Raw genomic sequence first — 14,924 nt, forward strand, 5'->3', positions numbered from 1 at the left:
GTTTGAAGGAGACATACGTGCGCATCCTTGTCCTCGGCGGAGACGGCTTCTGCGGATGGCCGGCAGCCCTCCACCTGTCGCAGCTGGGCCACGACGTCGGAATCGTCGACAACCTGTCGCGTCGGCGAATCGATGAGGAGCTCGGGACTGACTCGCTGACCCCCATCCGCACCCCGCAGGAGCGCCTCGCGGCGTGGACGGACGCGACCGGGCGCACGATCGACTTCCACGAGGTCGACATCGCCCAGGACTACGAGGGGTTCGTGGCACTGCTGTCGCAGACCCGTCCGGAGGTGGTCGTCCACTTCGCGGAGCAGCGAGCCGCCCCATACTCGATGAAATCGCCCACCCACAAGCGGTACACGATCGACAACAACGTGAACGCGACGCACAACGTGCTGTCAGCGATCGTCGAATCCGATCTCGATGTGCACCTCGTCCATCTGGGCACGATGGGCGTCTACGGCTACGGCACGGCGGGCATGCGGATCCCCGAGGGCTACCTCGACGTGAAGGTCCCGGGCGAGGACCCGGACGGGAATGCGACCGGTGAGCTCCTCGACCAGACGATGCTCTACCCGACGAACCCCGGCTCGATCTACCACATGACGAAGGTCCTCGACCAGCATCTCTTCGCGTTCTACGCGAAGAACGACAAGCTGCGGATCACGGACCTCCACCAGGGCATCATCTGGGGCACGCACACGGAGGAGACCCAGCTCGATGAGCGCCTCATCAACCGCTTCGACTACGACGGCGACTACGGCACGGTCCTCAACCGCTTCCTCATGCAGGCAGCCGTCGGCTACCCCCTGACCGTCCACGGCACCGGCGGACAGACGCGCGCCTTCATCCATATCCAGGACATGGTGCGATGCATCGCGATCGCAGTCGACAACCCGCCTGCGGGCGGGGAGAAGGTCAAGATCTTCAACCAGATGACGGAGACGCACCGGGTCCGCGACCTGGCGGAGCTCATCTGCGAGATCTCCGGCGCCTCGCTGGAACTCGTCCCGAACCCTCGTCAGGAGTCGGCGGAGAACGACCTGTACGCGTCGAACCGGACCTTCCTCGACCTGGGCCTCGAGCCGACCACCCTGTCCTCCGGACTCCTGCAGGAGGTCGAGGAGACAGCGCGTCGGTACGCCGACCGCGCGGATCAGTCGAAGATCCCGGCGACATCGCTGTGGACCGAGGCCCAGGCGGTCGGTGCGCCGACGCGGATCGCCGAAACCGCGTGACGGCGGGCTGACCCAGTGCGCATCGCCGTCTTCACGGAGGTCTTCCTCCCCAAGGTCGACGGGGTCGTCACGCGGCTGGTCCGCTCCCTCGAGCAGCTCCAGGCGATGGGGCACGAGGTCGTCGTCTTCGCGCCCGGGCATCCTCCCGAATCGTTCGCGGGCTTCGAGGTCATCCGGGTGCGGGCGGTTCCGTTCCGTCCGTGGTACCCGGAGCTGTCCGTGGGTCTGCCGACTCCGGAGATCGCACGGGTCATGGAGCGGTTCCATCCCCACGTCGTGCATGCGGTGAATCCGATCTGGCTCGCGGCCTACGGGACACTGTCGGCGCGGAGGCGCGATCTGCCGCTGGTCGCCAGCTTCCACACCGATGTGCCGTCGTACACCGAACGGCTGGGCCTGGAGTGGATCACCGACACCACGAGTCGGTGGATCACCTGGATGCACAACTTCGCGCAGGTGAACCTCTGCACCTCCCAGCAGATGGTGCAGCGTGCGCGCGGCTCGGGGATCCGGAACGTCCAGCTGTGGCCGAAGGCCGTCGACACCGAGGCGTATCGGCCCGACCGCGCCGACCGCGCCATGCGCGAGCGGCTGACAGCAGGCAATCCGGACGACCGGCTGCTCGTCTACGTCGGCAGGCTGTCGAAGGAGAAGGACCTCGACCTGCTGCGCCCGATGATGGATCGCCTCCCGGCGAACGTCAGGCTGGCCTTCGTCGGTTCGGGACCGCACCGGGATGAGCTGGAGCGCCTGTTCGCGGGCACGCGCACCGTCTTCACGGGGTACATGGGCGGCGAGGAGCTGTCCGCCGCCTACGCGAGCGCTGACCTCTTCGTGTTCCCGTCGACCACGGAGACGCTGGGCCTCGTCGCCCTCGAATCGATGGCCTCCGGCGTCCCCGTCATCGGCGCACGTGCCGGTGGGCTGCCCTTCGCGGTGAGCGACGGCGTCGGCGGCCTGCTCCATGAGCCTGGCTCCGTCGACGACATCACGGCGAAGGTCACGCGTGTGCTCGAGGATGCGGAGCTGCGGGAACGGCTGTCCGCCGGCGGTCGTCGGGAGACGGAGAAGCAGGGCTGGCGCGCAGCGACGGAGAGCCTCGTCGGCGGATATGAAGAGGCCGTGGAGCGGTACTGGTCGGATCACCGTCCGCCCGGCTGGCGCATGGCCCTGTTCGGCCGACCGATGAAGCCCGCACTGCCGTCCCTCAGCTGAGGGACGGCAGTCTCATGCCTGAAGCAGTCTCATACCCGCATGAGTAAGGCCCCTGACCTCGGATCTCTCCGTTGTCAGGGGCCTCACCCACTGCTGTGCGCGGAGGGGGACTTGAACCCCCACGCCCATTAATAGGGCACTAGCACCTCAAGCTAGCGCGTCTACCACTTCCGCCACCCGCGCGGGCAACAGAGACAAGACTACACACTCCTCAGGCCCAGTCCAAATCGATTCGACCTCGTGTGAGGGGGCTCACTGCCGCCCGTTCTCCGTGCGCACGGAGGACAGCATGTGGGGCCTGCCGTCGCGCGGATTCCACACGTCGACGGACGTCTGAGCACCGTCGTGGGCGACTCGCACCGACACCGTGGCGGGCAGGACCACGGGGGTGGCGAACTCGACGTCCCAGGAGAAGGAATCGGTCCTGACCTGCACGGTCGCCAGCGCACGGGCCGCGGTGTACATCCCGTGGACGATGCGGCCCGGGAAGCCGAATGCCTTCGCCGCCAGGCCATTCAGATGGATCGGGTTCACGTCGCCGGAGACCCGGGCGTACACGTCCGCGGTCCGCGGCGTCAGCTTCCAGGTCATCGTGGCATCGGGCGCCTCGAAGGGGGTGCGCTCCCCCGCAGTGTGCGGAGTCGCCCCGTCCACCTCCACGCCCTTGGCAAGGTAGTGGGAGCGCTCGTCGACGCAGCGCAGACCATCGACGTCGAACGCGGCGGCGACGACGACCTCAGTCCCCTTCGGATGCGTGCGGATCTGGTCGATCCACACCGCTGCGGTCACCGTGTCGCCCACGTGCACCGGACGCAGCTGCGTGAGGGAGTTCGCGACGTGCACCATCCCCAGGGCCGGAGCGGGGAAGTCCGGAGCGCTCAGGAGCGAGAGACTGGCTCCGAACCCCTGGGTATGCAGCCACGTGACGGGCACGGTGCTGCGGACCGGCTCGCCGACGGCGCGGCAGAACTCCGCCACCGTCTGCGGGTCAGCCGTGACGGTCTTCGTCCGACGGGGAGAGTCCGGTCCGGCCACCTGGGCGAGTGGGACCGCGGGGGCGGACCGGATGCGCTTGAGCACGCTCGATCCGGCGGCGGCCAGGTATGTTCCGAGCATCAGGCACCCACCATGTTCTGTCCGCACACCCGCAGTGTCGTGCCGGAGATCCCCCCGGATGATCCCGCCGCGAGGAAGGCGATCGCCTCTGCGACGTCGTCGGGGAGGCCACCCTGCTGGAGGCTTGCGATGCGGCGGGCCACCTCGCGCGTGAGCGTGGGCATCGTCGCGGTCATCTCCGTCTCGATGAAGCCCGGAGCGACGGCGTTGATCGTTCCGCCCTGCGCGGCGAACGAGTCGGCAGCTGCCGCAGCCATGCCGATGACGCCGGCCTTCGAGGCGGAGTAGTTCGTCTGGCCGCGGTTCCCCGCGATGCCGGAGGTGGAGGCCAGTGACACGACCCTCGGAGAGCTGCCCCAGGCGCCGGCCTCCGTGAGCTGCGCGTTGATCCGCAGCTGCGCATCGATGTTCACGGCGATGACGGAGTCCCAGCGCGAGGACTCCATGTTCGCGAGCATCCGATCACGGGTGATGCCCGCGTTGTGGACGAAGATGTCGATCGGCGCCCCGACGCGCTGCGCGATGACGCGCCCCGCATCCTCCGCGGTGATGTCCAGCTGCAGCGCGGTCCCGCCGACCTCGTTCATCGTGCGAGCGAGCGCGTCACCGGCCTGCGGCACGTCGACGCCCACGACGCTCGCGCCGTCCCTGGCGAGCGTTGCGGCGATCGCCGCTCCGATCCCCCGGGCCGCACCGGTGACGACGGCCACTCGACCGTCCAGATGTGTGCCGGCCAGTGCCTCGGCGGTGGTGGCCTCTCCGTCCGCCGTCGTGACGTGCAGCGGCTGTCCCGACACATAGGCGGACTTCGAGGACAGGAGGAACCAGAGGGCGCCCTGCACGCTCGGGGCATCCATCGGCACTCCATCCGAGACGACGATCCCGTTGGCGGTCGACCCGCCGCGCATCTCATGGGCGAGCGATCGCATGAGGCCGAGGGTGCCGCTGCGAGCCGCGTTGAGGGCGGGGTCGACGTCTGCGGGACGCTCGGGCGCGATGTGGGCGTCGCGGGAGAACACGACCACGCGGGAACAGCGGACGAGTCCGCGCAGTGCTCCCCCGATCTCGAGGGCGGTCTCCGACAGGTCGGTCGGAGTCTGGGCCTCATCGAAGAATGCGAGGACGGCCGACAGCTTCTCCGAGGTGGGCTTGCGGCGGACCTCGAAGCCGTTGTCCAGCAGGATCTGCGCGTACGCGTCTGCGGCGGCGCCGGCTCCCAGCACGAGCACGGGCTCGCTGAGGTAGGCGCCGTCCCGGTAGCGGCGCAGTGGGACGGGGCTGGGCAGCCCGAGGGTCTTGACCAGGGCCTTGAGCGGTCCGTTGGCGAGGCGGGTGTAGCGATCAGTCATGGGGTCCTCCGAGGGGTGTGCGGTCGAGAGGCGATCTGTGGATGGTGCCGGCGGGTGTGCCGCTCAGGCCTCGACGATCGCGGTGAGTCCCTGGCCGCCGGCCGCGCAGATCGAGACGAGCGCACGGCGCTGGCCCGTCTCCTTGAGGTGCTTCGCGACCGAGGCGATGATCCGCCCGCCGGTGGCGGCGAACGGGTGGCCGGCGGCGAGGGACGAGCCGTTGGGGTTCAGCTTGTCGCGGTCGATCGGACCGAGGGGCGCATCGAGGCCCAGCTTCTCGCGGCAGAACTCTTCGCTCTCCCACGCGGCCATGTGCGTGAGCACCGTCGAGGCGAACGCCTCATGGATCTCGAAGACGTCGACGTCTGCGAACGTGAGCCCGTTTCGGGCCAGGAGTCGGGGGACGGCGTAGGCCGGAGCCATGAGGAGGCCTTCGGTGCCGGTGACGAAGTCGACCGCGGCCGCCTCGGCGTCGACGAGGTACGCCAGCGGCTCGATGCCGTGGTCCGCAGCCCACTCCTCCGACGACAGCAGCACGGTGGAGGCGCCATCGGTGAGCGGGGTCGAATTGCCCGCAGTCATGGTGGGCGTCGCGGACAGGCCGCGCCCGAACGCGGGCTTGAGCGCGCCCAGCGATTCCTGCGTGGAGTCCGCCCGCAGAGTGGTGTCGCGCGAGACGCCCAGGTAGGGGGTGACGAGGTCGTCGAAGAATCCGCGCTCCCAGGCGGCCGCCATCCGCTGATGCGAGGCCAGGGCCAGAGCATCCTGGTCCTGGCGCGAGATGCCCCATGCGGCGGTGGTGATCGCCTGGTGCTCGCCCATCGACAGTCCCGTGCGGGCCTCGCCGTTGCTCGGCAGCGCCGGTGCGAGGTCGGAGGGCCGCAGGCGGGAGATGGCCTTGAGGCGCTGTGCCACCGTCTTCGCGCGATTGAGCTCCAGCAGGACGCCGCGCAGCTCCTCGCTCACTGCGATCGGGGCGTCCGAGGCGGAGTCCACGCCGGACCCGATCCCCACATCGATCTGCCCCAGTCGGATCTTCTGTGCGATGGACACCGTCGCCTCGAGCCCCGTGGCGCAGGCCTGTCCGAGGTCGAACGCGGGGGTCTGGGGCGACAGCGCGGAGCCGAGCACGGCCTCGCGCGTGAGGTTGAGGTCCCGGGAGTGCTTGAGCACGGCGCCGCCGGCCACTTCGCCCAGCCTCTCCCCCGCCAGTCCGAAGCGGGCGACGAGTCCGTCGAGAGCGCTGGTGAGCATGTCCTGGTTCGATGCGCGCGCGTACTGCTTGTGGGCGCGCGCGAACGGGATCCGGTTGCCGCCGAGGATCGCTGCGGGCTGCGGGGACTGGGTCATGGAGTGGGTCCTCTCTGAGGGTGTCACGCTGAAGGATTCGGTCAGCTGTGAGCTGATTCACCGGTACCGACCGTACCTGATACCGTCAGTCACATGAAAGCCCGAGCAATGACCGACGAGACCGTCCGCGATGGTCGGAGCCTCCGCTGGGAGCAGCACCGCCGCACGCGTCGCCGTGAACTGCTCCGCAGCGCGCGCATCGCGATCTCTGTGCAGGGCGAGACGGTGTCCATGGATGGACTCGCTGAGGCGACGGGGACGTCGAAGACGGTGTTCTACCGCTATTTCCACGACCGTCGGGGCCTGCAGCAGGCGATGGGCGACTGGGCCATGGAGGTGATCCGCCGATCGCTCGACGAGGCGGGCCGACCGGACGGCACGCCGCAGGAGGCGCTGGAAGCGATGATCGCGGCATTCGTCGCTCTGGGGGTGCGGTCACCCGCCGTCTACCGCTTCTGCGACTCCGTCGTCACCGCCGACGACGGCGGGGGCGCATTCCTCGACGACGTCGTCGATCTGCTCTGCGCGCGCATGGGCCTGAGCGGTGCGACGGAGCGGATGTGGGCCTCGGGCGCTGTGGGCTTCGTCCGCAGCTGCACCCTGAACTGGCTGGGCGGCGACCGCTCCGCCGACGCCGATTCGACCGAACAGTTCACCACCCGCCTCGCCACGTGGCTGTGGGCATCACGAAAGGATGAAGAATGAACCGAGGGAAGACGCCGCTCACGCTCGACGCGACGGTGCTGCGGGACGTGCTCGACGGTGAGTGGACGGAGGCCCGGCGCCGCATCCGTGACCTCTGCGAGGATCCCGCTCTGCACCTGCCGGCGGACGGCACGCTCGAAGACATGCGGGCCGCGACGACCGCTGCAGTCGGTGCGGTCGCCGAATCCGGGCTCGCCCGCCTGCCGATGTCGGAGGACGAGGGCGGCAGTGAGAAGCACGGAGAGTACGTCGCGGGCTTCGAGGAGCTCGTGACCGCCTCGCCCAGCCTGCAGATCAAGGCGGGTGTGCAGTTCGGGCTCTTCGGGGGTGCGATCATGCACCTGGGCAACGACGAGCAGCACGCGAAGTGGTTGGAGGACGCCCTCTCCGGGCGGCTGCCGGGCAGCTTCGCGATGACGGAGATCGGCCACGGATCCGACGTCGCAGAGGTCGGGACCACTGCGGTCTACGACGTCGACGCGCAGGAGTTCGAGGTCCACACACCGTTCCGCGCGGCGACGAAGGAGTATATCGGCAACGCCGCCCGCGACGCCCGCGCCGCGGTGGTGTTCGCCCAGCTCGTGACGAAGGGCGTGAACCACGGCGTGCACGCGTTCTTCGTGCCGCTGCGCGATGAGGAGGGCGGTCCGCTGCCCGGCATCGCGCTCGAGGACGACGGGCTGAAGGGCGGTCTGCCGGGAGTCGACAACGGCCGGATCGCGTTCGACCAGGTGCGGATCCCCCGCGAGAACCTCCTGACCCGCTACGGTGCCGTCTCTGCCGACGGCGACTACTCCTCACCGATCGAGTCGCCCGGGCGACGCTTCTTCACGATGCTCGGCACTCTGGTGCAGGGCCGCGTGTCGCTCGACGGGGCCGCGGTCGTCGCGTCGAAGCTCGCGCTTGACATCGCGGTGCGATACGCGCATGACCGCCGGCAGTTCACGTCGACCTCACCGGTCGAGGAGACGCGGCTCATCGACTACCAGCGCCACCAGCGCCGGCTCATGCCGCTCATCAGCCAGGCGTACGCCAATGCGATCTCCCACGACACGCTCCTGCACACCTTCGACGTGGTGTTCTCCGGTGAAGACGACTCCGACCAGGCGCGCGAGCTGCTGGAGACGCAGGCCGCAGGCTTCAAGGCGCTGAGCACGTGGGATGCCCTCACCACGATCCAGGAGGCGCGCGAGGCGTGCGGCGGCGCCGGCTACATGGCCGAGAACCGTCTCGTGGGGCTCCGTGGGGACCTCGATGTGTATGTCACATTCGAGGGTGACAACACCGTGCTGCTCCAGCTGGTCGGCAAGCGTCTGCTCACCGACTACGCGAAGGAGCTCAAGGACATCGACTTCGGTGGTGCTGCGCGGCTGATCGGTGCGCAGGCGGCGGAGCACACACTCTTCCGCACCGGCTTCGCGAACATCGGGCGGACGATCAGTGACCTCGTCACCGTCTCCGTCAATGAGAAGCGCGTGCGCTCCGGCAAGGTGCAGGAGGCGCTGCTGTCCGACCGGGTCGACACCATGGTCGCGTCCCTGGCCCAGTCCCTGCGGCCGGCTCGCTCGATGAGCCAGGCGGACGGCGCGCGCCTGTTCAATGAGCACCAGAACGAGCTCATCGAGGCCTCGATCGCCTACATCGAACTGCTCAAGTGGCAGGGTCTGAACACGGAGATGCACCGCATCGAGGACGGTGGGAAGCACACGGAGGAGGCGAAGGTCCTGCGTCGGATCCGTGACCTCTACGGGCTGAGCCTCATCGAGAAGCACATGGGCTGGCACAGCATGTACGGGCGACTCCCGATGGCCCGCGCCCGCCTCATCGGACCGACGATCAACTCGCTGTGCGAGAAGCTCGCCCAGAATTCACTCGACCTCGTCGAGGCGTTCGGGTACGGGCCGGCGCACCGCCGTGCTCCGATCGCCGACGGGGCGGAGGCCGCCAGACAGGACGAGGCGCGCGCGTACTTCCGTGCCGCGCGTGCGACGTCCGATTGGCCTGTGGACGAGAAGGAGCTCAGGAAGAGAGCAGCTCGGAGATGAGCGCTCCGACCTGATCGGATTCCGTGAGGAAGCCGTCGTGGCCTGCCCAGCTGGTGATCGTCCTGAACTCGGCACCGGCGGGCAGGCTGTCGGCGAGCAGCCGCACCTGTGGAGGGGTGTAGAGCCGGTCGCTGCTGACGGCGGCCACGAGGAACTGCCCGCCGGCCCCCGCGAGGACCTGACGCAGGTCCGAGCCACGGCCTCGGCGGACGTCGTGGTCCATGAGCGCCTGTGACAGTGTCACGTACGAATCCGGGTCGAAGCGGCCCTGGAGCTTCCCTGCCTGGTGGTCGAGGTAGCTCTGGATCGCGTAGTACCTCTCCCCCGGTTCCTGCGCGGGGGCACTCGTCGCCTGCTGGCGCGCCTCGAACCGGTGGTTGAGCTCCGCATCGGCGCGATACGTCAGGTGGGCGATCTGCCGTGCGATGCCGAGGCCGCGCTCCCGATCCGCGCGGATCGCGGCGATCTGGATATGACCCCACGCGATCTGGTCCGCGTCGGAGAACGCGGGAGCCGCGAAGACGCCGGTGCGGGCCACCCGGTCCGGGGCGATGAGTGCGGTCTCGAGTGCACGAGCGCCGCCCATCGACCCGCCCAGGACGGCATGCCACACATCGATTCCCAGGTGATCGGCGAGACGCAGCTCTGCGTGCACGGTGTCACGGAGCGTGATGAGCGGGAAGTTGCTCCCCGCCTGCTCGGCGCTCGTGGGACCGGCCGGCCCCGTCGACCCCGAGCATCCGCCCAGCACATTCGCACAGACCACGAACCAGCGGTCGGTGTCGAACGTCCGACCGGGGCCGATCAGTCCCTCCCACCACTCGTGGGCATGCGAGTCGCCCGTGAGTGCGTGCTCGATGAGGATCGCGTTGTCCCGCTGCGGGGACAGCACGCCGTACGTGTCGTAGGCGAGCGTCACGTCCGGGAGCACGACGCCGGTCTCCAGCGTCAGTGCTCCCAGACGCGCGGTGCGCGTGCGGTGCGAGGTCTCGGGGACGACGGCTGTCACTGAACGCCCTGGGTGTCCTGACCCGAGGAGGCTCCCGCCGCTGCCTGCGCGGCGGCGAAGCCCGTCTCCAGGTCCGCGAGGATGTCGTCGATCCCCTCGATCCCCACGGCCAGTCGCACGAAGCTCTGGGTCACGCCCGCAGCGACGAGTGCCTCCTCGCTCAGCTGCGAGTGGGTCGTCGACGCGGGGTGGATGACGAGGGAGCGGACGTCGCCGATGTTGGCCACGTGCGAGTGCAGCTCGAGGGCGTCCACGAAGGCGACCGCCGCGTCGAATCCTCCGGCGATGTCGAAGCCGAGCACGGAGCCCGCGCCCTTCGGCAGGTACTTCTTGCCCAGTTCGTACCAGGGGCTCGATGAGTGTCCGGCGAAGTGGATCTTCTCCACCTGCGGGTGGCCGTCGAGGAAGTCGATGACCTTCTTGGCGTTCTCCACGTGGCGCTCGATGCGCAGGCTGAGCGTCTCGATGCCCTGGGCGATGAGGAAGGCGTTGAACGGCGAGGCCGCGGGACCCAGGTCGCGCAGCAGCTGGACGCGGATCTTGATGCCGTAGGACACGTTCGCGCCGAAGGGCGAGTCGGGGCCCAGGTCACGGCCGAAGACGAGGCCGTTGTAGGACTCGTCGGGCTCGTTGAAGCCGGGGAAGCGATCGGGGTAGCGCGTGTAGTCGAAGTTCCCGGAGTCGACGATGACGCCTGCGATCGAGGTGCCGTGGCCTCCCAGGAACTTCGTCGCCGAGTGGACGACGACGTCCGCGCCGTGCTCGATCGGCTTGACGAGGTAGGGGGTCGCCATCGTGTTGTCGACGATGAGCGGGACGCCGGCGTCGTGGGCCAGATCCGCCACGGTCGCGATGTCGAGGACCTCGGAGCGCGGGTTCGCGATCGATTCGGCGAAGAACGCCTTCGTGTTCTCCCGGACCGCGTCCTTCCAGGCCTGGGGGTCGCCCGCCTCGACGAAGGTCGTCTCGATGCCGAGCTTCGGGAGGGTCACCGCGAAGAGGTTGTAGGTGCCGCCGTAGAGACTGCCGCTCGCGACGATGTGGTCGCCCGCGCCCGCGACGTTGAGGAGGGCGAGGAACTCTGCCGACTGGCCGGAAGCGACGAGTACTGCGCCGACTCCGCCCTCCAGCGCCGCGACGCGGGCCTCGACCGCTTCGTTCGTGGGGTTGCCCAGACGTGTGTAGATCGGACCGAGATCCGACAGGGCGAAGCGGTCCGCCGCGGTCTTCTGCGAGTCGAAGACGAAGGAGGTGGTCTGATAGATCGGCAGTGCGCGGGCGCCGGTCTGCGAATCCGGCTCCTGGCCGGCGTGGATCTGGAGGGTCTCGAACGCGGTCATGGGAGCTCCTTCGCTGGAGGGTGCGCTGGCGTGACGCCGGGCATCGTACTGAGTCCATCGTGGCTGAACCCGCAGCGGTCGGGTGAGGAGTACGTCATCGAACGTCACAATCGGCCTCGTGGGGTGTCACAGGGTGTCATCGGAAGTCATGGGCCTCGCGGGAGGTCTCCCCGGACGTCTCATTGGAAGTCCCGTGCGCGAGGGGCGATGTCCGTGGCGATCGGTGTCAGCCGGTGCGCGTACAGACTCACGACTGCCGCACCCGGAGCGCCATCGGGGCGCAGCGCCCCGTCCGCCCGCTGGATGAGACCGGTCACCGCGAGGACGTTCTTCGTGAGTGCGATCCTGCGGTGCCGCTGCATGAGTCCGCGGGTGCACACGACGTTGAGCATGCCGAACTCGTCCTCGAGGTTGAAGAATGTGATGCCGTCGGCGGTCGACGGCCGCTGGCGGTGCGTGACGATGCCGGCAACCGTCACACGGGTGCCGTCGTGCACGTCCCATGCCTCACGCGTGGAGCCGTACCCGCGGGTGCGCAGAGCGTCCCTCAGCACCTCCGTCGGGTACCCGTCGACGGTCACCCCCGTCGCCCACAGCTCGGCGAGCGTCGTCTCGAAGGCGTCCATGCCCGGCAGCGCCGGTGCGGTCTCCGGACCCGAGGTCCCCGGCAGTGTCGCGGGCGAGGCACCTGCCTGCCCGCCGGCCACCCACAGTGCCTCCCTGCGGCCCAGGCCGAGGGAGGCGAACGCGCCGGCCGTCGCGAGTCCTTCGAGCGCGCGGGTGGGCAGCCCTGTCCGCTGCGCGACCTCGCCCACCGACGCGAAGGGGCCGTCACTCCTGCGGGCTGTGACGATGACTTCGGCGGCGTCCTTCCCCACGTCTCGCACAGAGGCCAGGCCCACCCGGATCGCCAGTCCCCCGGCGGCATCGGGCCATCCGCCCCCGGACGCGGGGTCCTCCTCGAGGTCCGCGAGCACCTCGGAGGCGTTCACGTCGACGGGACGGACGCCGACCCCGTGGCGGCGGGCATCGGCGAGGAGCGACTGCGGGGAGTAGAAGCCCATCGGCTGGGCGCGCAGCAGCCCGGCGGTGAAGGCCGCGTGGTGGTGCCGCTTGAGCCAGGCGGAATCGTATACGAGGTTCGCGAAGCTGATCGCGTGCGATTCCGGGAATCCGTAGTTCGCGAACGCGGCGATCTTGTCGAAGATCTGCACAGCGACCTCCTCGTCGACGCCACGGGCAGCGGCTCCTGTGAGGAAGCGCTCGGACAGGAGCCTCATCCGCGTATCGGACCGGCGGGATCCCATCGCGCGGCGCAGCTCGTCCGCATCCGCCCCGGTGTAGCCGCCCACGTCCATCGCCATCTGCATGAGCTGCTCCTGGAACAGCGGCACGCCCAGAGTCTTCTCGAGGCTCGAGCGCAGCAGCGGGTGCAGATAGGTGACCTCCTCCTTCTTCTGCCGACGGCGGATGTAGGGGTGGACGGAGCCGCCCTGGATGGGACCCGGTCGGATGAGCGCGACCTGGACGGCGAGGTCGTAGAAGCTGCGGGGGGCCAGACGGGGCAGGGTGCCGATCTGCGCGCGGGACTCGACCTGGAAGACGCCCACCGCGTCGGCGGCGCAGAGCATGTCGAAGACGTCGGGGTCCTCCTGCGGGAGCTCGGCCCGATCGATCCGCTCCCCCGTGTGCCGGGCGATGAGATCGATCGATTCGTGGAGGGCGGTGAGCATCCCGAGCCCCAGCAGATCGAACTTCACGAGGTCCATCGCAGCGCAGTCGTCCTTGTCCCACTGGACGACGGTGCGCCCTTCCATCGTGGCGGGCTCGATGGGGACGACCTCGCCGATCGGCCGGTCCGCGAGGATCATCCCGCCGGAATGGATGCCGAGGTGCCGTGGGGTCCCCAGCAGGCCGGCTGCGGCGTCGAGGACCGGGGCGGGGACTCCGTCCTCGTTGTCGCCCACCGGCTCACCGGCCGCGGGCAGGCTCGACCAGCGGCGGATGCCCTTCGAGAAGGCGTCCTGCTGGCCGGGGGCGTAGCCCAGAGCGGAGGCCGCGTCCCGGACCGCCGACTTCGCCCGGTACGTGATGACGTTCGCGACCTGCGCCGCCCGGTCTCTGCCGTAGTGGTCGTAGACATACTGGATGACCTTCTCGCGGCGGTCGGATTCGATGTCGATGTCGATGTCCGGGTACCCCTCGCGGTCGGGGGTGAGGAAGCGGTCGAAGAGCAGTCCGAAGCGCACCGCGTCCACTGCTGTGATGCCCAGGACGTAGCAGACGGCGGAGTTCGCGGCCGATCCTCTGCCCTGGCAGAAGATGTCGTGCTTCCGGCAGAACCGGGCGATGTCCCACACGATGAGGAAGTAGCCGCAGAAGCCCATCGATTCGATCGTGTCGAGCTCGCGGTCGACCTGCGCCCATGCCGCCGGTGCCGCTTCTCGGGAACCGTACCGGTGGAGGGCGCCGGAGAAGACGAGACCGCGCAGGTACTCCGCCTCCGTGTGTCCCGGCGGGATCGGAGTGGTGGGCAGGCGGGGTGCGGCGGCACGGAGGCTGAAGGCGGCCTCGGCGGCGATGCGCGCGGAGTGGGTGACCGCGGCGCGGGGGAAGCGGGCGAGCATCTCCTCACTCGTGTGGATGCGGGCCGAGGCGGTGGGCGGCAGCCAGCCGGCCATCGCCTCGAGGCTGCGGCGGGAGCGGACGGCCGCGCGCACCTGCGCGTCGCGGTGGCGGGCTCGTGTCGCGTAGTGGACCGCGTTCGTCGCGACGAGGGGCAGACCCGTCCGTTCGGCGAGCTCGGTGAGGTGGCGGATGCGCTCGTCGTCGTCCGGCAGCCCGTGGCGGGTGAGCTCGACCGCGAGGTTGTCCCTGCCTGCGGCGTCGCGCAGATTCCGCAGGGCGGTGAGCCCGCCGTCGGGGTCCGCGGGGTCGGCGAGTGCGCGGGCGAGCGGACCCTTCCGGCACCCGGTGAGGAGCTGCCAGGCGTCGGAGGTCCGCGTCTCCTCGTAGAGCTCTTCCGCGTGGAAGACCGGACGGTTCTTCTCGCCGCGCATGTTCGCGGTCGTGATCGCGGCGGACAGGCGCCGGTAGCCGTCTACCCCGCGGGCCAGCACGAGGAGGTGCTCCGCGTCCGGATCCACCTGACCGGGAATGCGTTCGGTGAGGCCGATCGACAGCTCTGCGCCGAAGATCGTGGAGAGGTCGGCCTGCGCCGCGGCGGAGGCGAAGCGCGGTGCGCCGTAGAGGCCGTTGTGATCGGTGAGGGCGAGTCCCGCGAGTCCCGCTTCGACCGCTGTCTCGACGAGCTCCTCCGGCTCCGAGGCCCCATCGAGGAAGCTGAAGTCCGAATGGACGTGGAGCTCCGCATAGGACGTCCCCGCGGGGACGCGGGGTGCCGGTGCGTCCGGCAGCGTCCGGGCAGGTCGAGCCCCCCACGATCCGACGGAGACGGGCAGGTCTGTGCCCGCCTGTTCGGGCGGAGGCCGGTCGGAGAGCTTGCGTTCGAGCTCGGACCAGGGGGTGCGGGGATTGAAGCCCGTCATGCGGAG

General features: G+C 69.4%; 10 protein-coding genes and 1 tRNA gene. 4 read left to right on the forward strand and 7 right to left on the reverse strand.

Features of this window, described 5'->3' with window-relative positions:
* Positions 1-17 precede the first annotated feature (17 nt).
* Entirely contained in the window at positions 18-1,241 is a 1,224-nt protein-coding gene (locus tag BJEO58_RS02280) for an NAD-dependent epimerase/dehydratase family protein (protein ID WP_101587400.1), read from the forward strand.
* 15 nt (positions 1,242-1,256) lie between these two features.
* Positions 1,257-2,456: a glycosyltransferase gene (locus BJEO58_RS02285; RefSeq protein ID WP_101587401.1), complete on the forward strand. Its 1,200-nt coding sequence runs from the start codon at positions 1,257-1,259 to the stop codon at positions 2,454-2,456.
* A 96-nt stretch (positions 2,457-2,552) separates the two neighbouring features.
* Here the strand turns inward: BJEO58_RS02285 and BJEO58_RS02290 are convergent.
* From BJEO58_RS02290 to BJEO58_RS02305, 4 genes are all read right to left on the reverse strand, one after another.
* Positions 2,553-2,639, reverse strand: a tRNA-Leu gene (locus BJEO58_RS02290).
* A gap of 69 nt (positions 2,640-2,708) precedes the next feature.
* Positions 2,709-3,572 (reverse strand): MaoC/PaaZ C-terminal domain-containing protein, encoded by an 864-nt coding sequence (locus BJEO58_RS02295; protein WP_101587403.1) that lies wholly within the window; start codon positions 3,570-3,572, stop codon positions 2,709-2,711.
* On the reverse strand, positions 3,572-4,921 hold the full coding sequence (locus BJEO58_RS02300; protein WP_101587404.1) for a 3-oxoacyl-ACP reductase: 1,350 nt from the start codon (positions 4,919-4,921) through the stop codon (positions 3,572-3,574). Before BJEO58_RS02300 ends, BJEO58_RS02295 begins: the two co-directional genes overlap by 1 nt.
* A 63-nt stretch (positions 4,922-4,984) precedes the next feature.
* On the reverse strand, positions 4,985-6,271 hold the full coding sequence (locus BJEO58_RS02305; RefSeq protein ID WP_101587406.1) for an acetyl-CoA C-acetyltransferase: 1,287 nt from the start codon (positions 6,269-6,271) through the stop codon (positions 4,985-4,987).
* A gap of 93 nt (positions 6,272-6,364) precedes the next feature.
* Between BJEO58_RS02305 and BJEO58_RS02310 the strand changes: the two genes are divergently transcribed.
* On the forward strand, positions 6,365-6,976 hold the full coding sequence (locus BJEO58_RS02310) for a TetR/AcrR family transcriptional regulator (RefSeq protein ID WP_101587408.1): 612 nt from the start codon (positions 6,365-6,367) through the stop codon (positions 6,974-6,976).
* Complete coding sequence (locus BJEO58_RS02315; RefSeq protein WP_101587409.1) at positions 6,973-9,021, forward strand: acyl-CoA dehydrogenase family protein; 2,049 nt, start codon at positions 6,973-6,975, stop codon at positions 9,019-9,021. Before BJEO58_RS02310 ends, BJEO58_RS02315 begins: the two co-directional genes overlap by 4 nt.
* On the opposite strand, the gene metX is transcribed toward BJEO58_RS02315, so the two are convergent.
* The 3 genes from metX to BJEO58_RS02330 all read right to left on the reverse strand — a co-directional run bounded on the left by metX (position 8,996) and on the right by BJEO58_RS02330 (position 14,918).
* Positions 8,996-10,030, reverse strand: coding sequence for a homoserine O-acetyltransferase MetX (gene metX, locus BJEO58_RS02320; RefSeq protein WP_101587411.1), 1,035 nt, complete (start codon positions 10,028-10,030; stop codon positions 8,996-8,998). The genes BJEO58_RS02315 and metX overlap by 26 nt on opposite strands.
* The gene (locus BJEO58_RS02325; protein WP_101587412.1) at positions 10,027-11,370 is read right to left on the reverse strand and encodes an O-acetylhomoserine aminocarboxypropyltransferase/cysteine synthase family protein; all 1,344 of its coding nucleotides are present in this window, start codon (positions 11,368-11,370) and stop codon (positions 10,027-10,029) included. The genes metX and BJEO58_RS02325 overlap by 4 nt, the downstream gene beginning before the upstream one ends.
* 179 nt (positions 11,371-11,549) lie before the next feature.
* On the reverse strand, positions 11,550-14,918 hold the full coding sequence (locus tag BJEO58_RS02330; RefSeq protein ID WP_101587414.1) for an error-prone DNA polymerase: 3,369 nt from the start codon (positions 14,916-14,918) through the stop codon (positions 11,550-11,552).
* Positions 14,919-14,924 lie beyond the last annotated feature (6 nt).

The sequence above is a fragment of the Brevibacterium jeotgali genome, from assembly GCF_900169175.1.
GTDB lineage: Bacteria > Actinomycetota > Actinomycetes > Actinomycetales > Brevibacteriaceae > Brevibacterium > Brevibacterium jeotgali.